General features: G+C 62.6%; 17 protein-coding genes and 2 pseudogenes. 15 read left to right on the top strand and 4 right to left on the bottom strand.

The features are described from left to right. From O7A70_RS09310 to O7A70_RS09295, 4 genes are all read left to right on the top strand, one after another. The gene (locus O7A70_RS09310; protein ID WP_337140114.1) at positions 1-894 is read left to right on the top strand and encodes a LysR family transcriptional regulator; all 894 of its coding nucleotides are present in this window, start codon (positions 1-3) and stop codon (positions 892-894) included. Positions 895-1048: 154 nt separating this feature from the next. Next, positions 1049-2707 carry an acyl-CoA synthetase gene (locus O7A70_RS09305; RefSeq protein WP_337140113.1) on the top strand — a complete coding sequence of 553 codons (1659 nt, stop codon included), beginning with the start codon at positions 1049-1051 and terminating at the stop codon, positions 2705-2707. A gap of 72 nt (positions 2708-2779) precedes the next feature. Continuing rightward, a complete protein-coding gene (locus tag O7A70_RS09300; RefSeq protein ID WP_337140112.1) occupies positions 2780-3409 on the top strand; it encodes a GntR family transcriptional regulator in 630 nt (209 codons plus the stop codon). Further along, positions 3406-3855 (top strand): OsmC family protein, encoded by a 450-nt coding sequence (locus O7A70_RS09295; RefSeq protein WP_337140111.1) that lies wholly within the window; start codon positions 3406-3408, stop codon positions 3853-3855. The genes O7A70_RS09300 and O7A70_RS09295 overlap by 4 nt, the downstream gene beginning before the upstream one ends. 79 nt (positions 3856-3934) lie before the next feature. Here O7A70_RS09295 and O7A70_RS09290 read toward each other — a convergent pair. After that, positions 3935-4042: pseudogene (locus tag O7A70_RS09290) on the bottom strand (IS5/IS1182 family transposase); the annotation flags it as partial. Between the two features lie 100 nt (positions 4043-4142). On the opposite strand from O7A70_RS09290, the gene O7A70_RS09285 reads away from it, so the two are divergent. From O7A70_RS09285 to O7A70_RS09260, 6 genes are all read left to right on the top strand, one after another. Then, positions 4143-4934: an SDR family NAD(P)-dependent oxidoreductase gene (locus O7A70_RS09285; protein WP_337140110.1), complete on the top strand. Its 792-nt coding sequence runs from the start codon at positions 4143-4145 to the stop codon at positions 4932-4934. A gap of 359 nt (positions 4935-5293) precedes the next feature. Continuing rightward, positions 5294-6460, top strand: coding sequence for a sulfite oxidase (locus O7A70_RS09280; RefSeq protein WP_337140109.1), 1167 nt, complete (start codon positions 5294-5296; stop codon positions 6458-6460). A gap of 426 nt (positions 6461-6886) precedes the next feature. Beyond that, the gene (locus tag O7A70_RS09275) at positions 6887-7627 is read left to right on the top strand and encodes an ATP-binding cassette domain-containing protein (protein WP_337140217.1); all 741 of its coding nucleotides are present in this window, start codon (positions 6887-6889) and stop codon (positions 7625-7627) included. 55 nt (positions 7628-7682) lie between these two features. Then, a complete protein-coding gene (locus O7A70_RS09270) occupies positions 7683-8744 on the top strand; it encodes an ABC transporter permease (RefSeq protein ID WP_337140108.1) in 1062 nt (353 codons plus the stop codon). 52 nt (positions 8745-8796) lie between these two features. After that, positions 8797-9801 (top strand): sugar-binding protein, encoded by a 1005-nt coding sequence (locus tag O7A70_RS09265; RefSeq protein ID WP_337140107.1) that lies wholly within the window; start codon positions 8797-8799, stop codon positions 9799-9801. A gap of 53 nt (positions 9802-9854) precedes the next feature. Further along, a complete protein-coding gene (locus O7A70_RS09260) occupies positions 9855-10604 on the top strand; it encodes a glucose 1-dehydrogenase (protein ID WP_337140106.1) in 750 nt (249 codons plus the stop codon). Between the two features lie 67 nt (positions 10605-10671). On the opposite strand, the pseudogene O7A70_RS09255 reads toward O7A70_RS09260, so the two are convergent. Next, positions 10672-10914 (bottom strand): annotated as a pseudogene (locus O7A70_RS09255) (LysR family transcriptional regulator); the annotation flags it as partial. 118 nt (positions 10915-11032) lie between these two features. On the opposite strand from O7A70_RS09255, the gene O7A70_RS09250 reads away from it, so the two are divergent. Next, positions 11033-11572 (top strand): hypothetical protein, encoded by a 540-nt coding sequence (locus O7A70_RS09250; RefSeq protein ID WP_337140105.1) that lies wholly within the window; start codon positions 11033-11035, stop codon positions 11570-11572. Positions 11573-12227: 655 nt separating this feature from the next. Here the strand turns inward: O7A70_RS09250 and O7A70_RS09245 are convergent. Then, positions 12228-13118 (bottom strand): LysR family transcriptional regulator, encoded by an 891-nt coding sequence (locus O7A70_RS09245; RefSeq protein WP_337140104.1) that lies wholly within the window; start codon positions 13116-13118, stop codon positions 12228-12230. A 192-nt stretch (positions 13119-13310) separates the two neighbouring features. Here O7A70_RS09245 and O7A70_RS09240 point away from each other — a divergent pair, with 192 nt between their 5' ends. Together O7A70_RS09240 and O7A70_RS09235 are read left to right on the top strand one after the other, a co-directional pair. Further along, positions 13311-14246, top strand: coding sequence for a DMT family transporter (locus O7A70_RS09240; RefSeq protein WP_337140103.1), 936 nt, complete (start codon positions 13311-13313; stop codon positions 14244-14246). 48 nt (positions 14247-14294) lie between these two features. Then, complete coding sequence (locus O7A70_RS09235; RefSeq protein WP_337140102.1) at positions 14295-15017, top strand: haloacid dehalogenase type II; 723 nt, start codon at positions 14295-14297, stop codon at positions 15015-15017. A 51-nt stretch (positions 15018-15068) separates the two neighbouring features. Here the strand turns inward: O7A70_RS09235 and O7A70_RS09230 are convergent, their stop codons facing one another. Then, complete coding sequence (locus tag O7A70_RS09230; RefSeq protein WP_337140216.1) at positions 15069-17078, bottom strand: ABC transporter ATP-binding protein/permease; 2010 nt, start codon at positions 17076-17078, stop codon at positions 15069-15071. A gap of 174 nt (positions 17079-17252) precedes the next feature. Between O7A70_RS09230 and O7A70_RS09225 the strand changes: the two genes are divergently transcribed. Together O7A70_RS09225 and htpG are read left to right on the top strand one after the other, a co-directional pair. Then, positions 17253-18137: a hypothetical protein gene (locus O7A70_RS09225; RefSeq protein WP_337140101.1), complete on the top strand. Its 885-nt coding sequence runs from the start codon at positions 17253-17255 to the stop codon at positions 18135-18137. 361 nt (positions 18138-18498) lie between these two features. Beyond that, a complete protein-coding gene (gene htpG, locus O7A70_RS09220; protein ID WP_337140100.1) occupies positions 18499-20391 on the top strand; it encodes a molecular chaperone HtpG in 1893 nt (630 codons plus the stop codon). Positions 20392-20582 lie beyond the last annotated feature (191 nt).

The following is a 20582-nucleotide window of genomic DNA, read 5'->3' as shown; positions in this document are numbered from 1 at the left end:
ATGGATCGGCTCGACACGATGCGGCTCTTCGTTCGCGTGCTGGAACGGCGCAGCTTCACCGCTGCCGCCGCCGATCTCAGCCTGCCGCGCTCGACCGCGACGGAAGCGGTCCGGCGGCTGGAAGAGCATCTTGGCGCGCGGCTGCTGGAGCGCACGACGCGCCAGGTGAACGCCACGCAGGACGGCGAGGCCTATTACCGGCGCTGCCTGTCGATCCTGGCCGAGATCGAGGATGCCGAGGCCGCCTTCCGCGACGCCGAGCCGTTCGGCCTGCTGCGCATCGACGCCAGCACGCTGCTCACCCGCACCTTCCTGTTGCCGCGCCTGCCGGAATTCCTCGCCCGCTTTCCCCGCATCGACCTGCAGATCGGCCAGGGCGACCGACTGGTCGACCTCGTGCGCGAGGGTGTCGACTGCGTCATCCGGGTCGGCGAGCCGCCGGACAGCGGCATGATCATGCGGCGCCTTGGCATGATCCGCGAGATGACCTGCGCCAGCCCTGCCTATCTCTGTCGCCACGGCACGCCCGCCTCCCCCGATGCGCTGGACGGCCATCAGGCCATCGGCTTCGTCTCCTCGCGCACCGGCGAGGTGCTGCCCTTCGAATTCACCGTCGGCGGCAAGACGCGCGAGGTCAGGCTGCCCGGCCGCGTCGCCGCCAACAATTCCGACACCGCCGCCGACTTGGCGCGGCTCGGCCTCGGCCTCATCCAGGCGCCGCGCTATCGCTTCGAGAAGGACCTTGCCGACGGCACGCTGGTCGAAGTGCTGGCCGAGTACCCGCCTTCGCCGACACCGCTGTCGGCGCTCTACCCGCAGAACCGGCAGCTCTCGCCGCGCCTGCGCGTCTTCCTCGACTGGGCGGCACGCATCTTCGCCGAGGCGAACTTGTAAGAGCAATTCCAGGAAAAGTGTGTAGCGGTTTTCCGTCCGGAATTGCGTCAACACAAAGGAACAGGCACCCATCGTTGCCCATCGGAGCCATCTGGTGTCAATGTCGCCGCGACAGCGCGCCATGGGACATGGAGCGCCGTCAGGGAGGATTTTCATGACCACGACACAGACCGGCTTGCCGCGCTATGACGATGCCGTTGCGGGCTTTCGTATCGAGGATGAGATCGCCAGACTGCAGGGCGACCCCGCGACCGGCATCAACGCCTATGTCGAATGCTGCGGCCGGCACACCGGCAGAAACCGCCTGGCGCTGCGCGCCATCTCGGCCGGCGGCGAGCTCAGCGAATTCAGCTTCGACGATCTCGCCGACATGTCCGGCCGCGTCGGCAACCTGCTGAAGCAGTTGGGCGTCGGCCCCGGCGATGTCGTTGCCGGCATGCTGCCGCGCATTCCCGACCTGGTGGCGCTGATCCTCGGCGCCTGGCGCATCGGCGCCGTCTACCAGCCGCTGTTCACCGCCTTCGGCCCGAAGGCGATCGAGCATCGCCTGGGCTACAGCGCGGCTAAGCTGGTGGTGACCAATCCCGCCAATCGCGGCAAGCTCGACGAGGTCGCGAACCCTCCGCAAATCGCCACCATCCTCGGCGCTGGCGATGCGGTGGCTGAAGGCGATATCGATTTCCGCGCCGCCCTCGCCGCCGCCTCCCCCGACTGCGAGCCGGTGATGCGCAAGGGGCAAGACCTGTTCATGATGATGTCGACCTCGGGCACCACGGGCCTGCCCAAGGGCGTGCCGGTGCCGCTCAGCGCGCTCATGGCCTTCGGCGCCTACATGCGCGATGCGATCGGCCTGCGCCCCGACGACATCTTCTGGAACATCGCCGATCCCGGCTGGGCCTACGGCCTCTACTACGCCATTACCGGCCCTCTGCTGCTCGGCATCGCCACTACCTTCAACGAAGGCGCCTTCACCGCCAAGAGCACCTATGACGTCATCGAGCGGCTCGGCGTCACCAGCCTTGCCGGCTCGCCGACCGCCTTCCGCCTGCTGCTCGCCGAAGGCCCCGAGGCGGCCGCGCGTGTAAAAGGCCGGCTGCGCGTGGTGAGCAGCGCCGGCGAGCCGCTCAACCCGGAAGTGATCCGCTGGTTCGACGCCCATCTCGCCGCGCCAATCCATGACCATTACGGCCAGACCGAGAACGGCATGATGGTCAACAACCACCATGGCCTCGCGCACCCTGTCCGCGCGGGCTCCGCCGGCTTCGCCATGCCGGGCTACCGCATGGTGGTGCTGGACGAGGCCGGCAACGAGCTCGGCCCCAACCAGCCCGGTATCCTCGCCGTCGACACCGCCAACTCGCCGCTGGGCTGGTTCGGCGGCTACCACCAGGCCGAAACCCCGGCCATTTCAGGCGGCTACTACCGCACCGGCGACACGGTCGAATACGAGCCGGACGGCTCGGTCTCCTTCATCGGCCGCGCCGACGACGTCATCACCTCGTCAGGCTACCGCATCGGCCCCTTCGACGTCGAAAGCGCGCTGATCGAACACCCAGCGGTCAACGAGGCGGCAGTGGTGGGCGTGCCCGACCCGCAGCGCACCGAAATCGTCAAAGCCTTCGTCATCCTGGCGCCCGCCTACAAAGGCAGCCCGGAGCTCGCCGAGGAACTGGCGCAACATGTCAGAAAACGCCTCTCGGCCCACGCCTATCCGCGCGAGATCGACTTCGTGACGGAGCTGCCGAAGACACCGAGCGGCAAGATCCAGCGGTTTTTGCTGCGGAAGGCAGAGGTGGAGAAAAGGAAGTGGTGAAGGGGGCGCGAGGACGCATTTGAAGCTGATTAGGGCTTGACCAAACTCCGAGCTACCATACTATTTGGATCCATGGATCCAAAGTCTATTTTCAGCGAGCTGCATGACGAGATTGAGTCAGGTGAATTGGCACCAGGCTCGGTTCTAAAGCAGGAATCGATCGCCGAGCGTTTCGGGGTGAGCCGCCAGCCAGTCAGACAGGCCCTGAACCGCTTGCTCGGAAGTGGCTTGGTCGTGCGGCGACCCGATCGAAGCTTGGCGGTGGCGATCCTCTCGGAACGGGAGGCGACTGAACTTTGCGAACTTCGGGCCATTTTGGAGGTCGCTGCCTTGGAGCAGTCTATGCCGGGACTTCAGCCTTCCGCCTTGCGTAAGGCAGAGAGGCTCAACGACGAGCTATTCGCGGAGTACGATCCGTCGCGGATTCTGGAGCTCGACCAACAGTTTCACCTCGCCCTGTACAGCGGTTGCACGAATACTCGATTGCTTAAGACCGTCGGAGACCTTCGACGAGAATCCCGGCGATCGACCCTTCACCAAGAGCGTGGCGCCCAGGAGCGAATTGATTTCTTCGAGGAACACGCGGCGATCGTTGCCGCTTGTGCGAGGCGCGAGTTCGACGCGGCTGCGCAGCATCTTCGCCGCCATTTAACCCGGACGACTGCAAGACTTCTTTCCATTCCGACAAAGGATCAATCATGAAAATGACCGTCGAGGTGCACTGGGAGCGAGAAGGAGCAGTATTTACCGACAAGCGCTACAGCCGCGCACACGTTTGGCGCTTCGACGGAGGCCAAGTGGTCCCGGCCTCGGCTTCGCCGCATATCGTTCCGCTTCCTTATTCAGTGGAAGCCAACGTCGATCCGGAGGAGGCCTACATCGCGGCGATTTCCAGTTGCCATATGTTGACTTTTCTCTCGATCGCGGCGCCCCAGGGAATTGTCGTCGAGAGCTATACCGACAAGGCGATCGGCGTGATGGAGAAGGTGGACGGACGATTGGTTGTCAGCCGCGTTGACCTCAATCCGACCATTGTCTACGCGGGGAAGAAGCCAACCGCCGCAACAGAATCGGAACTGCACCACTCGGCGCATGAACAGTGCTTCATTGCCAATTCCGTGAAGACGGAAATCCAGGTCGTCACTTGAGAGAGGCATTAGGCGGCATGGCGACCGGCTCAAAAGCCACCAGGGCGTAGACTCATTACCGCGTAACCAGATGCGGATTTGAGACGAGTTCGAGGGCGGCGAGATAGTTCTCGGCCAGCTTGTCGTAACGGGTGGCAATACGGCGGAACTGCTTGGCCTTATTGAAGAAGCGCTCGACGAGGTTGCGCCTTGCAGAGGAAGAGGCTGAAGCAGGATCGGGTCTTTGCTGGACCGAAGAAGCGCAACGCGCGGCGGTCTCGTGCGGTATGTCTATCTGGAAGCATTTCATGAAACTCCATTTCGGCCTGACAGGCAGAAACTATCTCGTTACTGGCGCGAATTCGGGCATCGGCCGTGCGATTGCGATCGCACTCGCTGGGCAAGGTGCTAACGTCGCCATCCACTATCTTCCCGCCTCTGCTGGATTCTCCCGAGGGGCACATACCGTCCTTGGTGAGGATGCGGCCTCCGAGGTTGTGGAAACTATTCGTCAGCTCGGAGGTAAAGCCGTTACCGTTGCGGCCGATCTCTCCGTCGACAATGAGATCTCCGCGCTTGTATCCGAGGCTGAAGGTGCAATCGGCGCACTTGACGGGCTGGTAAATAACGCTGCTGCCTGCGAGCTGCCTGACAGTTTGATCGACGCGGATTTCGGGCGCTATCGTCGGCACTATGACGTCAATCTCGCCGCTCCCTCGATGCTTATGGCGGATTTCGCCCGTCGCATCATGTCCAGGCGGGGATCGGGAGGGCGCATTGTCAATATCAGCACCGACGCTGCCCGCGCCTTCCCTCACCAAGTCTTTTACGGAACCAGCAAGGCTGCTTTGGAGGCAATGACCAGAGCGGCGGCGATCGAACTGGGGCCATCCGGCATTGCCGTAAACGCAGTGGCTCCAGGCCCCGTTCAAACCGGCTACATCGATGATGCGCTGGAACAGCAAGTGCTGCCCTCCATCCCATTGCGTCGATTGGGTAAGCCAGACGACATAGCCGATGCAGTGATGTTCCTGCTGAGTGACGCATCGTCGTGGGTTACAGGGCAAGTCATTCAGGTTGCCGGTGGCCACGCGCTTTGACGGGCACAATTATTCGACTGCTTTCGCGACGCGGCAAAGCAGTCGGTCCGCTTTCCACCCCATTTCGCCCCCGGACGGGAAGGCCGCAATCATCGTTTGTTAATTAGCGAATCCTTATGTTTGTCCTCGCCACGAGCGCACATAAGGCGTACGTTCGCAGATCGCTGGCTGGGACCTGATAGGGCCTGCGACTGAGAGCGGGAGAATCCGCCTAAGACACGGCGCGCTTCTAGCTCGCCACATTCCGAGCGCTCTCAAGATTGCCCGCCTCGGCCGGCCTCTCCCTTGTGCGATTCCGGCCGCTGTCACTTTTATGCCTGGAGGAGAAAACAGCTTTTCACACTGGAGGAGGAACCATCATGCATCATCTTGCACGCCGCGAATTCATCGTTCAAGGCAGCGCGGCCGTTGCCGCACTGGCGGTCTTCAATTCACAGTTTGCCCACGCCTTTCCAAGCCGGGCGGGTGAGACAGTGATCCCGTGGCTAGACCAGCCGCAGCCCAATCCCGTTCCCGCGGTCATCAAGAGCCAGCTTGTCTGGGAGGATATGGATTCCTGGGTGACACCCAATGACAAGTTCTTCAGCATCGCTCATTTTGATCGGCCAAGCATTGATGTGAATGCCTGGAAGCTGGAAATCGATGGGCTGGTGAAGAAGCCTCTGAGCCTGTCGCTCGCCGACCTCAAGGCGCGGCCGCGCCAAGAAGTGGCTTTCACGGTGGAATGTTCGGGCAATCATGGCTTTCCATTCTTTACCGGCGGCATTGGCAACGCCCGCTGGGCTGGCACGCCGCTCGCCGCCATACTTGAAGAGGCAGGGGTCAAGGAAAACGGCATCGAAGTTGTTTTCTGGGGCACTGATGTCGGTGACATCGCGCTCAAGGACAATAACCGCGACGTCAAGATGCACCAGAATTTCGCCCGCAGCATGTCGCTCGCCGATGCGACCAATCCCAACAACATCCTCTGCTACGAGATGAATGGGGCCGCCCTGCCGCAACCCAACGGTTCACCGGTACGGCTCATCGCTCCCGGATGGTATGGCATCGCCAACGTCAAGTGGCTCAAGCGCATTGAGATACGCAATACGCGCTTCATGAGTCAATTGATGGCACGAGACTACGTCACCATCCGCGAGGAAGAGCACCATGGCGAGACGGTGTGGGCCGAGACCTCGGTCGGCCGTGCATTGCTGAAGTCGGCGCCCGCCAGAGTGACGCGTAGCGATGCCGGATACCGGATCAGCGGTGCGGCCTGGGGCGCCCCGATAGCCAAGGTCGAAGTGAAGGTTGATGACGGCCCATGGATTGAAGCGACGATAGACCATGGTGAAGAAGCCGAATTCGCCTGGAAGGTGTGGTATCTCGACTGGAAAGACCCGGCAAAGGGCGAGCACTCGGTCACCTCGCGCGCCACTGATACGGCGGGACAAATCCAGCCTGCCATGGATGATCCATGGATTGCCAAAAAACACACATACTGGGAAAGCAACGGCCAGATCACGCGTCGGATCGGCATTGTTTGAGAAGGTCTACCAGTAGGCCGTACACCTCACGAGAGGATCGATTTGACCTCATGCCGAACATGGGGTCATTTCGTCACTGTCGAGCAAGCGTATCCGCGTGAGCGGGACGGCCTTCCGCTTAAAGGCGCAAAGCTGCACTTCGTGTAGCGGATAGGTGGGTCCGGTTTTGGCCGGAAGCTGACTGGCGGCTTCCAGGGTCAGGTGTAAGTGAGCGGACATTCTGCTCGGAGCAAGCTTGTTGAGATCGCAATCCGAATAGCGGCATGGGCTGAAATCAATCCGCTAGGCCGAACCTCTCCCGCCGTCTCAGTTAAGGTGATCGCCGGAAATCCTGATCCAATAAATCATTGTGTTGAAAGCGTTTCGCTGATTAGCTGTCCTGCATATGGCCGGGACAATTGGCAATGTTGTCCGGAGAGGACCGCGATGCCGGTACTTGAGGTTCGCCACGTCTCCAAGAATTTTGGGGCCATCCAGGCCCTGACGGACGTTAGCTTCCAAGTGGAGCGAGGCGAAGTCGTGGGGCTGATGGGGGACAACGGTGCCGGCAAGTCGACAATAGTCAAAACGGTGGCCGGGAATTTCCCGCCGAACGACGGCGAAATTGTCGTGGACGGCGAGGTTTGTCACTTCCATAAACCCGTCCAAGCGCGGGCCAAAGGTATCGAAGTCGTCTATCAGGATCTTGCGCTCGCCGATAATTTGACGGCCGCGCAGAACGTCTTTCTTGGCCGCGAGATGAAGAAGGGCTTCTGGCCAATCAAGGTGCTCGATAAACAGGCGATGATCGAGCGTTCGGCATCGCTGTTCAAGGAACTGAAATCGGAAACCCGGCCGAGCGACCTCGTCAGGAAGATGTCGGGTGGGCAGCGTCAGGCGGTAGCCATCGCGCGGACCCGGCTTTCAAACGCCAAGCTGGTGCTGATGGACGAACCGACCGCCGCTATTTCGGTGCGTCAGGTGGCGGAAGTGCTTGAATTGATCCGACGCCTCAAAGCGCAAGGGGTTGGCGTCATGTTGATCAGCCATCGCATGCCTGACGTTTTCGCTGTCTCGGATCGCATCATTGTGCTCAGGCGGGGTTCGAAGGTTGCCGACAAGGATGCCGGCGAGACGTCACCCGAGGAAATCACTGGACTAATAACGGGGGCCATCCGTGGCGAATAGTGCTCGGGAGACAGTTAGTGTCAGGGAGTCCGCCCGGGAAACCAGCCGACCGGGCATGTCTGAGTTCGTCCCGACCAAGGAAAAGACCGCGCTCCAAAGTGTGGTGTCAAGTCAGCCCTTCTGGGTGACGATCGCGCTCATTGCACTCGTCACCTGGATGACTGCCATGGAACCGAGCTTCGGGACTTCCGAAAACGCCGCCAACGTCACGCGCAACCTCGCACCTTTCGGCATCATGGCGCTCGGCATGACGGTGGTGATCATTACTGGTGGCATCGATCTGTCGGTCGGCTCGATCATGGGCCTCGTGGTCATTGTCGCCGGCCTGTTTCTGACCTGGCACTATCCCTGGTACGTGGCCTTCGCCATCGGCCTTTTCGCCGGTATGGCTTGCGGCGCGGTCAATGGTTTCTTCGTCGCTTATGTCGGAATGCCATCCTTCGTGGTCACCCTCGGCATGCTGTCCGCGGCGCGCTCGCTCGCGGTCGTATTTTCGGCCAACCAAATGCTCTACCAATTCGGGCCCGATGCTCCAATCGTGAAAGCGATCGGTCAGTGGAGATGGCCGCTGCATGGGCCCGAGCACTGGGCACCGCACTGGATACCAGAACTGTCATCGCAATTCTGGACCATGGTGGTTCTCGCCCTCATCGTCGGCTTCGTGTTCAATTTTACTGCCTGGGCCCGGCATCTCTTCGCCATCGGCGGCAATGAGGACGCGGCACGACTCACCGGCGTTCCGGTCGACTGGATCAAATTCGAGGCCTACGTCTTCTCGGCTTTCACCGCCTCGCTCGCGTCCCTCCTGCTCCTCGGCTACAACGGCTCAGCCATCAACGCCATGGGCCAGGGATACGAGCTGCGCGTGATCGCCGCGACGGTCATTGGCGGCGCCAGCCTCATGGGCGGCGCCGGCACGGCCTTCGGCGCGATCATCGGTTCAGCCTTCCTGGAGGTGATCAGGAACGCTCTGCTGATGGCCGGCATCGATTCAAATTGGCAGGGTGCCTTCGTCGGCGCCTTCATCGTTCTTGCGGTTCTCCTGGGCATGCAAACCGGCGGCAAATCCATTCTCGCCAAATCGCTGGCCGTCTTGATGCCCAAGAAAAGCCGCTAGAAACCCGCCGGCGGGAGGCCTGCGGGACGTCCAGCTAGGAGGAGAACGTGACATGAAAAAACATCTGCTGACGGCGGCCGTGGCGCTTGGCGCAATGGTGCTCGCCGTTTCCGGCGCCCAGGCGAAATATACCTTCGCCCTGGTACCGAAGAACATGAACAATCCCTTTTTCGACCAGGCACGCGACGGCTGCAAGAAGGCCGAAGCTGAATCGAAGGGCGCCGTGGAGTGCATGTATATAGGCCCCGGCGAGCATGGCGGCGGCGACGAGCAGGTTCAGATCGTGCAGGATCTCGTAGCCAAGAAGGTGGACGGCATCGCCGTGTCGCCATCGAATGCCGCGGCGATGGCGGTTGCGCTGCAGGCCGCCAAGGAAGCCGGTATCCCGGTGCTCACCTGGGATTCCGACCTCCTGCCCGAGAACAAGGATCTTCGCGTCGCCTATATCGGCACCCACAATTATGAGATCGGTGTGAACCTTGCCAAGCTGGCCATGCAGGTCAAGCCCAAGGGGGGCACGATCTGCATCCAATCGGGCGGCGCGGCGGCGGCCAACCACAATGAACGCATGCAGGGCATTCGCGACACGCTTTCGGGCACCAAGTCGGCCGCCTCGCCCGGGGACCGGCTAACCGGTCAGAACGGCTGGACCGAAATCGAAGGCTGTCCGCTCTATACTAACGATGATTTTCCTCTTTCGGTGCAGCAGTTTGAAGACATCATGGCGAAGAACCCGAGTCTCGACGCGTTCATCCCAACCGGTGGCTTCCCGCAGTTCATCCCCGACGCCAACCGTGCTGCGGTCGCACCGTACAAGGACAAGATCGCCAAGAAGGAACTGGCGCTGGTCGTTGCCGATACCTTGCCCACGCAAATTGAACAAATGAAGGAAGGATACTCCCTCGGGCAGGTTGGCCAGCGCCCGTTCGAAATGGGCTACAAGACGATGATGGCACTGAAGGATATGAAGGACGGCAAGGCTCCGCCGGCTGACCCGACCTACACGGGCCTCGACGTTTGTACTCCACAGACTGCGGATACCTGCGTCGCCAAATAGTGCTTTTGCCTAAGGGCGGGAGGAAACTCCCGCCCCTTGCTACAGGAACCTCTATGTCTCAATTGTTCTCGCTCAAGGGCCGTGTCGCATTGGTGACGGGCGCTTCGCGTGGCCTCGGCTTCGCCATGGCCAAGGCACTTGCCGAGAACGGCGCGACGGTGATCGTCAATGCCCGCGACATCCACGCCCTGTCAGCAGCGGCGGAGAGGATCGATGCCGAAGCCCTGCCGTTCGATGTCACCGATGCGGCGATCTCGAAGGCATCGCTCGAAGGAATAGTCGAACGCCATGGCCGCCTGGATATTCTGATCAACAACGCTGGCATCCAGCATCGCAGGCCGTTGGTGGAATGGGAGGACGAGGATTTCGACAGGGTGATTGCCGTCAATCTTTCGTCCTGCTTTCGAATGATACGCGACGCCGTGCGCTTGATGCTGCCCAACAAGTTTGGGCGTATCATAAACACCGGATCGGTTGCAGGGATCCTTGGCCGTCCCACCATTCATGCCTATGTTGCCGCGAAGGCGGGCCTGCATGGATTGACACGCTCCACTGCAGCTGAGATGGGCCGTCACGGCATCACGATCAACGCGATCGCGCCCGGGTATTTCGCAACGGAACTCAACACCGCGCTAATGAACGACGAAGCCTTCACCAAATGGGTCGAAGCGCGGACCCCTGCAGGCCGCTGGGCCCGGGCTGAGGAACTCGGCGGAGCCGCGGTGTTTCTCGCCTCAGATGCTGCCGCCTACGTCAATGGACATGTATTGGCCGTCGACGGCGGTCTATCGGTTTCGCTCTGAACCGCTAACTGCTTTCACCCGTCTGTCGGGGCGTGTGCCAGGGCGATGGAGATCGCCCGCCACCAAAAATTGCCGAAGCCCTCGAACATTCGAACACGATCTCGAACACCGTTCCCTCGCCCTGGCCGAGATCGAGGCCCCAACGGCGATAGGAGCAGTTGTCGTCGAAGGACAGGAACGGGACCGGGTCCCCTTTCGCCAGGATCAGTTCGGGCGACTTCACCCAATGCGGGCTCTCGCGGAAGAGCAGGATGTCGGTGGGCCGGACCTCATGCTGGAACATCCGGATGATGGCCGCATCGAGCGCGCCCCAACAGGAAACTTCCGAGACCGCAGAGAGCGCGACATCATCATGATTGCGATCGGAAGGAACCATGCGGAAAGGGCCTCGTTGGTGGAGTGGCACGTTTGCTTGCAGGTTGCTGCTGATGAAACTCGAGGACGAAGCCCGCCACAAATCCGAGGATGTGGACAATGCCGTCCTCACAGACGTCGTGCTTGCCTTGCAGCGGCGGGTCGAGGTGAACCACGACTTCGACATTCCCTATCTTGCCGGTTACAGCGAGGATGGGCGAACCGTCTATATCGACCGCCACTTACCGCGCACCATGGCGTCGCAAGGCCGGGCCGTAAGGCTTGAGCCCTTTTTGGTCACCCACGAGGTGGTCGAGAAATCGCTCTTGGACAAATTGCGACTTCACTATCTGCATGCCCACCAAATAGCGCTGCGGACGGAGCGAGATGCCGTCCGCGCGGCCCGTGTTTCATGGCAGGCCTACCAGGCCCTGATGAAGAGCAACGAGAAGCCCATCGACGAGGAGAAGGTGAAGGCCGTCCCTCACGACCTCGACCTGACGCCCTATCGAGATTTGAAAGATTTCCCAGTGCTGGATCGGTTGGTCAAAGCGGCCCAGGGATCGAAAGGCAGGGACAGATCGCAGCCGTCCGCGAAGAACCGCGCCAGATGATGAGCGGATGATTGACCTCCTTCCCTTTCAAGGCGCCTGGGATCGTCGGCCTGACCAACGGCTCAACCGTAGCTACCTATAGTAGTGCCTGTGATGTCGCCTGTGGTGGTGATACCGGTGCGGGTAATAGTACCGGTGATAATACCTGTGGTGGTATCGGAAGTATGGTCGATATGGCTGATAATACGAACCGTAGTACGGACCGTAATACGGGTTGTAATACGGGTTGTAATAGGGCCGATAGGGGAATGGCGGGCCTCCGAAACCACCAAAAAAACCACCGAACGGTGAGAACAGAAATTGCGCCTTGGTTGGTGAAGTCACAGCGGCTGTGGCAGCAAGCGCGAGCACAGATGCCAATATCAGCTTTCTCACGGTTACCTCCATTAGTTCGAGGTTAAATAACGCGAACGCCGGCTGACTCGTTCCTTGCGTTCCGCAACCCATCCCAGCTGTTGCGGTGTGAAATTCAAAAGGCCGCGCAGGAAGCGGGCTGTTGCGTTCGGATTGACTGAGGCGGCGCGGGCAAGGCGTTGAGGCGCCACGCTCCCGTTTCGCCGACAGCGCAAAGCAGACGTCCAGCATCGATCGGCTCAAGGCGGGAAAAGCGAGACTTTCTTGCACTCCAGAACGCCCACGCCTCTCCGCCATCCCCTCACACCGCGATCTGCAGCGTCCCGTGGCGTCTCACCTCGGCCTCGATCTCCTTCACCAGCGTCTCCAGCGCGGGGTTGCGGGCGTTGCGGGCGCGGCGGATGACGTAGGCGAGGTCCGGAGGCTTAGGGAACTGCTTGTCGGCGATCTCCATGCCGGGCTGCAGGTGCCGCTGGCTGAGCAGCGCGACGCCGAGCCCGGAGGTCACGCCGGCGATGATGCCGGCGGCACTCGAACATTCGAACACGATCTCGAACACCGTTCCCTCGTCCTGGCCGAGATCGAGGCACCAGCGGCGATAGAAGCAGTTGTCGTCGAAGGACAAGAACGGGACCGGGTCCCCTTTCGCCAGGATCAGCTCGGGCGACTTCACCCAATGCAGGCTCTCGCGGAAGAGCAGGATGTCGGTGGGCCGGACCTCGTGCTGGAACACCTGGATAATGGCCGCGTCGAGCGCCCCCTCGCCCAGCAGCTTCTGCAAGGCCAGGCTCATGCGCACTTGCGTGCGCACGCTCACCTCGGGATGGAGCCGGCGAAACCGGCCAAGAATGCGCGACAGGTCCGTGCAGGTCGTGTCCTCGGTCATCCCCAACGCGATCTTTCCTTGCAGCGTGCTTTTCGACAGGCTCAGGATCGCCTCGTCATGGATGCCCAGGATGCGCCTGGCATAGCCCAGCAGATCCTGCCCTGAACTGGTGAACATCGGCGCATTGGCCTTGCGGCTGAGGATTTCGCAGTCGAGGCTCGCTTCCAGCCGCCTGATCTTGTGGCTGACGGCCGACTGCGACAGGCCCAGCACCTCGGCCGCACGGGTGACGCCGCCATGTTTCTCGATCGCCACCATCGCCCGCAAGGCATCGACATCCAGGCGGCGGCTCATCACTCCAGCCATGACAATCCTCGTTTGAAACGAAAGCGGCGCTCCCAAATCCTTGCGCAGAACCTGTTAGCAGGCAAATCGATATGCCAGGTTTCGTGGCTATTTCATGGATGCATCGAAATTTGTCATGTGCAAACGCGTGCGTGCCGCCATAAGTCCGCCCCGGCACCCATTCAACCCCGCACCCATTCAACGAATGACCGCATGACGCTCCCGAAACATCAGCCCCATCGCCTGGCCTGGCCGCTCATGGCGGCCGCGCTGGTCGTAAGCTGGAGTTCCGGCTTCGTCGGCATCCGCTACGCCAGCGAGAGTGCCGATGTCATGCTGGTGCTGTTCTGGCGGACCTTGATGTCGGGACTGATCCTTCTGCCCTTCGCGCTCATGGTCGGGCCGCGCATCGGCGCACGCGCCCTGATGCGGCAGATAGCGTTCGGCGTGGCGATGATGTTCCTCTATCTCGGCGGCTTCGCGCTTGCCATCGGCCAGCGCGTACCGACCGGCCTGGTCGCGCTGATCTCCGACCTCGTCCCCCTCGCCATCGCGGCACTGTCGCAGCCCATCCTGGGCCACCGGCTGACATCGAGGCAATGGACCGGAACGGCGCTAGGGGCGCTGGGTATGCTGATCGTCTCGCTCAACAGCCTCAGCCTCGGAACGGCGCCGGCCTGGGCATATATTGTGACCATCGCGTCCATGGTGGTCTTCGCCCTGGCGACCGTGCTGCAGAAACGGATGGGAACGATCGACATGCCCATCCACCAGAGCCTGTGCATCCAATGCCTGACGGCGGCGATGCTTTTTGCCGCCTGCGCCGGCTGGAATGGCGGGCTGATGCCGCCTCTCGATGGCCGGTTCGAGTTCGGCATCGCCTGGCTGGTGCTGTTTTCGACCTTCTTCTGCTACGGCGTCTACTATGTGAGCCTGCGCCTCCATAGCGCCGCGCAGGTCAGCAGCGTGATCTATCTCAGCCCGCCGGTGACGATGCTCTGGGCCTGGCTGCTCTTCGGCGAGCCGCTTTCGGCGGCGATGGTCCTCGGCCTTGCGGTGACGCTGTTCGGCGTCTGGCTGACGTCGCCGCGCGGCACGGTATCCAAGGGCGAGACAAGTCCAGGCCTGATCGGGCAACCGGCCGATTGATCGTGATCCCGCACCAAACCGACCATGGACCCCAAGGGAGTGAACCCCATGAAGCTGACTGATTTCAAGGCGCTGTCCTTCGACTGCTACGGCACCCTCATAGATTGGGAATCCGGCATGATCGAAGCCCTGAAGCCGCTGACCGGACGGGTTGGCCGCGGCCTCGGCCGCGACGAGATCCTGCAGGCGCACGCAAGGCATGAATCCAGCCAGCAGAACTGGACGCCGCAGAAACGCTACCGCGATCTTCTCGCTGTCGTCTACAAGCGGCTCGCCGAGGAATGGGGCGTCGTGGTCACGGCGGAGGAATGCATCGCCTATGGCCAAAGCGTGAAGGACTGGCCGGCCTTTGCCGACACCGCCGCCGCCCTGCAATACCTCAAGAAGCACTACAGGCTGGTCATCCTTTCCAACGTCGACAATACGAGCTTCTCCTTCAGCAACAGGAAACTCGGCGTCGATTTCGATGCGATCTACACGGCGGAGGACATCGGCTCCTACAAGCCGTCGTCCCGGAATTTCGACTATATGCTTGAAAAGCTTGCGACGCTCGGGATTGGCGACAAGGAGGTCCTGCACACGGCCGAAAGCCTGTTCCACGATCACACCGTCGCCAACCGGCTGGGCCTCGCATCGTGCTGGATCCACCGCCGGCACGCCGATCAGGGTTTTGGGGCCACGATGCATCCCGGCGACATGCCGAAGGTGGACTTCCGCTTCGACAGCATGGCCGACCTCGCGAAGGCGCATAGGGAGGAATTGCGCGGCTGATGGCAGAGCCGCCGGGCCCATCCCGGCGGAAGCCCACTCGCCTGACGGCCATCAATTCTTTTTACGGGCGGCGCCGCGCTTTTCGGCCCGCCCACCGGAACCCCACAAGGCGCGGCCGAGCAAGCCCCTGCGCCTGCGCGGGACAAGATCGATATCGCTGACGAGCTTGGCGCCCCCCTTGCGCCGCTCGAGCGTGATCTTGCGGCTGTGAAACGCCTCCAGTTCGGCCCGATGCGCCACGCTCAAGATGGTCACATTGGGCAATTCCTGGATGATGGTCTCCATCATCCTGTCCTGGCTCTTCTCGTCGAGTGCCGCCGTTGCCTCATCCAGCACGATGATGTCGGGCGCGTGCAGGAGGAGCCGCGCGAAGGCCAGCCGCTGCTTTTCGCCGCCCGACAGGGTCTGGTCCCATGGCGCCTCTTCGTCGATCCGGTCGCCGAGATAAGCGAGCCCCACCTTGTCGAGGGCGGCCCTGATCTGTGGGACCGTCCAGTCGTCGGCGGCACCTGGATAGGCGGCCGCCCGGCGCAGCGTGCCCGAGGGAATGTAGGGGCGCTGCGGCAGCATGAACAGGCGCTTGCCGGGGTGGAAATCGACGCTGCCGCCACCCCACGGCCACAGCCCCGCTATCGCCCGCACCAGCGTGCTCTTGCCCGTACCGGATTCACCGGCCACCAGCAGCCGCTCGCCCGGTTGGATCACGACCTCGGTTTCCTTGACCACGGCGGTGCCGTCATCGAGCGACACGGAGAGATCGTTGAGGCTGAGCATCGTATCGTCCTTGGTCTGGCCGCGAGTGATGCGCCCGAGCGCGTCGCTCTCTTCCGCGCGCTCGAGCCCGTCGAGCGACATCATCAGCGAAGCGATGCGTCGTGCCGAGGCGTTCCAGTCGGCGAGACGCGGGTAGTTGTCGACCAGCCATCCGAACGCGCCCTGGACGATGGCAAAGGCCGATGCCGCCTGCATGACCTGCCCGAGCGACATCGAGCCCTCGAGGAATTTTGGCGCGCACAAAAGCACCGGCACCACGGGCGCGAACAGGCTCGATCCCTGCGAGACCAGCGCCGTGCGCATGTGCTGGCCCGCAAGCATCGCCCACCGCTTCAGCACGCCGGCGAAGGTCCTGTCGATGCCGCTGCGTTCCTCCTGCTCGCCGCCGAGCAAGGCGATGCTCTCGCCGTTTTCGCGCACACGCATCAGCGTGTAGCGAAATTCCGCTTCCGCCTGGTTCTTCTGCTCGGAGAGTTCGACGAAATGCCGGCCGATGACCACCATCGAGGTGGAAGTGATGGCCGCATAGATGACCGCGGTGACGACGAGGAAGCCTGGAATGGTGATGTTGGCCCCGCCGATCGGCAGCGTCAGCGCGCCGCCGATCGTCCACAGCACGACAATGAAGGTCGAAGCCGCCAGGAAGGCGTTGAGCACGCCGGAGACGAAATCGACGGGCGATTCGGTGGCGATCCGCAGATCGTCGGCGATGCGGGCCTCGGGGTTCTGGTGATCGCCGCTGACGAGATTGAGCTGGTAGTAGCGGCCATTGGTGAGCCAGCGGCCGATGACCGATGTGGTGAGCCAGGAGCGCCAGCGGCGCTGGATGGTCATGCGCAGATAAACCTGCGCGACGACGAGGCTGGCGCTTCCAAGCACCAGCGGCACGAATACGGCGCTCAGGAAATAGACGGTCGGTGCATTGCGCTGTTCGATGGCGTCGAAGATCGAGCGGTTCCAGACATTGATCCCGTACTGGAAGCCGACATTGACGCAGATCATAATCAGGAGTCCGATCGTGAATGGCCAGGCGAGCTTGTCGCCGCGCCGGCTCCAATAACCGCGCGCGCTGATCCAGAAACGCTTCAGCAGATATTTCTTGCGCGCCTGCTCGGCCTGTTCGGGGCTCAGTTGCGGATCGGGCTCCCCCGCCGCTGGCGGCGGTGCGGCCTCGCCCACGACCTCGGAGGCGGCCTCGACATCGGGTGCCTTCTCCCGGCGGGGCTTGCTGGCACCGTTTGGCTTGGCGCCGCCGGCCGGCTTCGGTTTGGGTTTGATGTCTGCCACAACGGCCATAACGGCGTGGAAATCGGAAGGTTTCATTGTCCTCCTCCATATGACGGCCTCCCACCGTGCGAAGGCTGTCCTGGTACTCCGATATCTGCAACGCCTCGCCAGACTTCACCGCCGCACAATCGCCACCAAGCCACGCGAAGAGCTTGTAAAAACGGAGGTTCCACGATGCGTCTGGTCTGGACTTTGGTGTTCGCGCTGGCGAGCGGTGCGGCCTATGCCGCTTCGCCGGAGGACGACTACATCGCCGCGCGCGACAAGGCGATATCAGCCATCGCCGCGATGGAAAGCGCGAACGCTCCCGTCGAGACACTCGATGCTGCCAGTGAAAAGGCCCGCGCCGATCTCGAGCAGCGCCTTTCGGTGCTTCTCGGGCCTTTCACGGTCAAGGGTTTTCCGGCGGCCGGCACGATCAACATCGAAAGCCTCAGTTCCTCCGATGTCGGCTTCGGCATGCTGGACGGGCTGCGCCACGGCACCGAGGACGGCCCCAGCATCGTGGTATCGACGCGCGGGCTTGTCGAGCGCTGGCTCCAATCGCGCGCCGCCGAGACGGACGCCGATCTCAAGCTGCCCACCAGCTTCGACGCGGCGCTGAAGCTCGATGCCTTCTACACCCAGGCCATCGGCAGCGACGCCGCTTTCACAGGCACGCTCGACTTCACTCTGAAGACGCCCGATGGCGCCGACATGGCGATTGCCCGCCTCGGCGGCTGGGCACAGGATGTCGGGCCGAACTACGACCAGGAGGTCGTCGTCACGCTCGTTAGGGGCAACAGCGTCATGATCGCCGAGGCGCCCGCGACGCCCCCCGTCCCGAAGATCGCGGCCTGCGACGCGGTCTGGACCGCCGCCGACGCCGCCGCGCAGAAACTGGTCAAGCAAGCCACCGGCGACGGCGACGACAATACATCCGATGCCGCCGACGCCGCCTGGGCAAAAGGCGACAGCGACTTCCGCGCCTGCATCGCCAAGAACCTGCCCGACAACCCCGTCTTCCCCGCACTGCTTGCCCAGGCGCAGACGCTTGCCGACCACATGGCGGGCAAGTAGGGGCAATGCGCCAAAGCAGCCAATCTCCCCCCTCGTGGGGGAGATGCCCGGCAGGGCAGAGGGGGGCGCGAAGGATCTCGGCTTACCAAAAAACATGGGAGCAGCACGGGCGTCGGCTGAGATGTCGGCGGGACAGCGCCCCCCTCTGGCCTGCCGGCCATCTCCCCCACAAGGGGGGGAGATTGGCAGCTTCGGCGCCGACGCCAATTCTTGCCCCCTTGCGGCCCCCGCACCCCATGACGATATTGTCGGCGCGCTGGCCTTGCTGAACGCGGTTGCCAGCACGGTTGAAAATGGTTGAAAGGAAGTCCTGCACGCCCCATGGCGCGGCGGGCGGATGAACAGCGTGGGAAACTCGGCAATGACGACAGACACAAAAACTACGGAAACCAAGGCATTCGAGGCGGATGTTTCGCGGCTGCTGCACATGATGGTGCACTCGGTCTATTCCGATAAGGACGTCTTCCTGCGTGAACTGATTTCCAACGCCGCCGACGCCTGCGAAAAGCTGCGCTTCGAGGCCGTCAGCCATCCGGAGTTGCTGGCCTACGATCCGAAACCGCGCATCTCGATATCGGCCGACGCCGACAGCAAGCTGATCACCGTCGAGGACAACGGCATCGGCATGAGCCGCGACGACATGACGGAGGCGCTGGGCACGATCGCGCGCTCGGGCACGCGCGCCTTCATCGAGCGCGTCGGCGCCGGCAATGCGAGCGAAGACACGCAGCTCATCGGCCAGTTCGGCGTCGGCTTCTACTCCGCCTTCATGGTGGCGACCCGCGTCGACGTCATCAGCCGCCTGGCGGGAAGCGACGAGGCCTGGCGCTGGTCGTCCGACGGCAAGGGGTCCTACGAGATCGCCCCCGCCCCGCTCGAAGCCGCTCCCAGGCGCGGCACCCGCGTCGTGCTGCATCTGATGGACGATGCCGTGTCCTACACCGGATCCTACCGGCTCGAGCAACTGGCGAAATCGCAGTCGGGCCACGTGCCGGTGCCGATCACGCTCATCGAGAAACCCGGCGCCGAGGCGCGCGACATTGCCGATGGCACGGCGCTTTGGATCAGGCCAAAGAGCGAGATCAAGCCCGAGGAATACACCGACTTCTACCGCGGCCTCTCCGGCCAGTATGACGAGCCGGCCGCCACCATCCATTTCCGCGCCGAAGGCCGGCAGGAATACAGCGTACTTGCCTTCGTGCCCGGCTCGCGTCCGTTCGACCTCTTCGACCAGGACCGCAAGGGCCGCATGAAGCTCTATGTGCGCCGCGTCTTCATCACCGACGAGGCCGATTTGTTGCCGCGCTACCTGCGCTTCATGCGTGGGCTGGTCGATTCCGCCGACCTGCCGCTCAACGTCTCGCGCGAGATGATCCAGGAAAGCCCGCTGCTGGCCGCGATCCGCAAGGGCCTGACCAACCGCGTGCTCGGCGATCTCGCCAAGCTGGCGGAGAACGAGGCCGAGGCTTATGCCAAAATCTGGGAGAATTTCGGCGTCGTCCTCAAGGAAGGGCTCTACGAGGACCATGAGCGGCGCGAGCAGCTCTTGAAGCTCGCCCGCTTCCGTTCGACCACCTCTGGCGAAGGCTGGCGCGGCCTTGCCGATTATGTCTCGGCGATGAAGGAAGGCCAGAAGGCGATCTTCTTCATGGCCGGCGACGACCGCGCGCGGCTCGAAGCCTCGCCGCAGCTCGAAGGTTTTAGGGCACGCGGCATCGAGGTGCTGCTGCTCACCGACCCGGTCGACAGTTTCTGGACCTCGATGGCGCCGGAATTCGACGGCAAGCCGTTCAAGTCGGTGACGCAGGGCGGGGCGGAGCTTTCCGAGATCCCGCTGCTCGACGATGCGAAGACGCCGGACACCGCGGCGACGCCCGAAGTCGATGGCTTCCTGGCCTTCGTCAAGACCGCGCTCGGCGATGCCGTATCGGATGTGAAGCCTTCCGACCGCCTGACCGAAAGCGCGGTCTGCCTGGTCGCGCCCGAACATGGTCCGGACCGGCAGTTCGAGCGGCTGCTCAACGCCGCCGGCCGCCTCGACAAGACGGCCAAACCGATCCTCGAAATCAACCCCCGGCACGAGCGCGTGCTGGCGCTCGCCGGCCTCGGCGACGACGAACAGGCCTTCAAGGACGATGCCGCCCACCTTCTCTACGACGAGGCGCGCGTGCTCGACGGCGACAAGCCGGCCGACGCCAGGGCATTCTCGGAGCGCCTTGCCCGGCTGATCGCGCGCGGCATCTCCAAAGGCTGAGGCGCGCCGGCCAGCCGTCCTCGACGTGTTTGTCGATCGAGGTTGTTAGACGGGATTGCACAGCGACCCCGTCTGCCGACAAATTTCGACGTCTATCTCAGCCGGCCACGGGTTGAAGTCCACTGGCTCAATCGCCGACTGTAGACATCGCGCCTCCAATCACCCAATCTTGGCACCGGGAACAAAACAGC

Source organism: Mesorhizobium sp. Cs1299R1N1 (genome assembly GCF_037179655.1).
GTDB lineage: Bacteria > Pseudomonadota > Alphaproteobacteria > Rhizobiales > Rhizobiaceae > Mesorhizobium > Mesorhizobium salmacidum.
The sequence above is the reverse complement of the archived record's forward strand: the minus strand, read 5'-3'. Positions and strand labels throughout refer to the sequence as shown.

Bases quoted from the DNA above. Each gene is read 5' to 3' on its own strand.
- O7A70_RS09310 (WP_337140114.1), top strand. From the start codon at position 1: ATGGATCGGCTCGACACGATGCGGCTCTTCGTTCGCGTGCTGGAACGG.
- O7A70_RS09305 (WP_337140113.1), top strand. From the start codon at position 1,049: ATGACCACGACACAGACCGGCTTGCCGCGCTATGACGATGCCGTTGCG.
- O7A70_RS09300 (WP_337140112.1), top strand. From the start codon at position 2,780: ATGGATCCAAAGTCTATTTTCAGCGAGCTGCATGACGAGATTGAGTCA.
- O7A70_RS09295 (WP_337140111.1), top strand. From the start codon at position 3,406: ATGAAAATGACCGTCGAGGTGCACTGGGAGCGAGAAGGAGCAGTATTT.
- O7A70_RS09285 (WP_337140110.1), top strand. From the start codon at position 4,143: ATGAAACTCCATTTCGGCCTGACAGGCAGAAACTATCTCGTTACTGGC.
- O7A70_RS09280 (WP_337140109.1), top strand. From the start codon at position 5,294: ATGCATCATCTTGCACGCCGCGAATTCATCGTTCAAGGCAGCGCGGCC.
- O7A70_RS09275 (WP_337140217.1), top strand. From the start codon at position 6,887: ATGCCGGTACTTGAGGTTCGCCACGTCTCCAAGAATTTTGGGGCCATC.
- O7A70_RS09270 (WP_337140108.1), top strand. From the start codon at position 7,683: ATGTCTGAGTTCGTCCCGACCAAGGAAAAGACCGCGCTCCAAAGTGTG.
- O7A70_RS09265 (WP_337140107.1), top strand. From the start codon at position 8,797: ATGAAAAAACATCTGCTGACGGCGGCCGTGGCGCTTGGCGCAATGGTG.
- O7A70_RS09260 (WP_337140106.1), top strand. From the start codon at position 9,855: ATGTCTCAATTGTTCTCGCTCAAGGGCCGTGTCGCATTGGTGACGGGC.
- O7A70_RS09250 (WP_337140105.1), top strand. From the start codon at position 11,033: ATGAAACTCGAGGACGAAGCCCGCCACAAATCCGAGGATGTGGACAAT.
- O7A70_RS09245 (WP_337140104.1), bottom strand. From the start codon at position 13,118: ATGGCTGGAGTGATGAGCCGCCGCCTGGATGTCGATGCCTTGCGGGCG.
- O7A70_RS09240 (WP_337140103.1), top strand. From the start codon at position 13,311: ATGACGCTCCCGAAACATCAGCCCCATCGCCTGGCCTGGCCGCTCATG.
- O7A70_RS09235 (WP_337140102.1), top strand. From the start codon at position 14,295: ATGAAGCTGACTGATTTCAAGGCGCTGTCCTTCGACTGCTACGGCACC.
- O7A70_RS09225 (WP_337140101.1), top strand. From the start codon at position 17,253: ATGCGTCTGGTCTGGACTTTGGTGTTCGCGCTGGCGAGCGGTGCGGCC.
- htpG (WP_337140100.1), top strand. From the start codon at position 18,499: ATGACGACAGACACAAAAACTACGGAAACCAAGGCATTCGAGGCGGAT.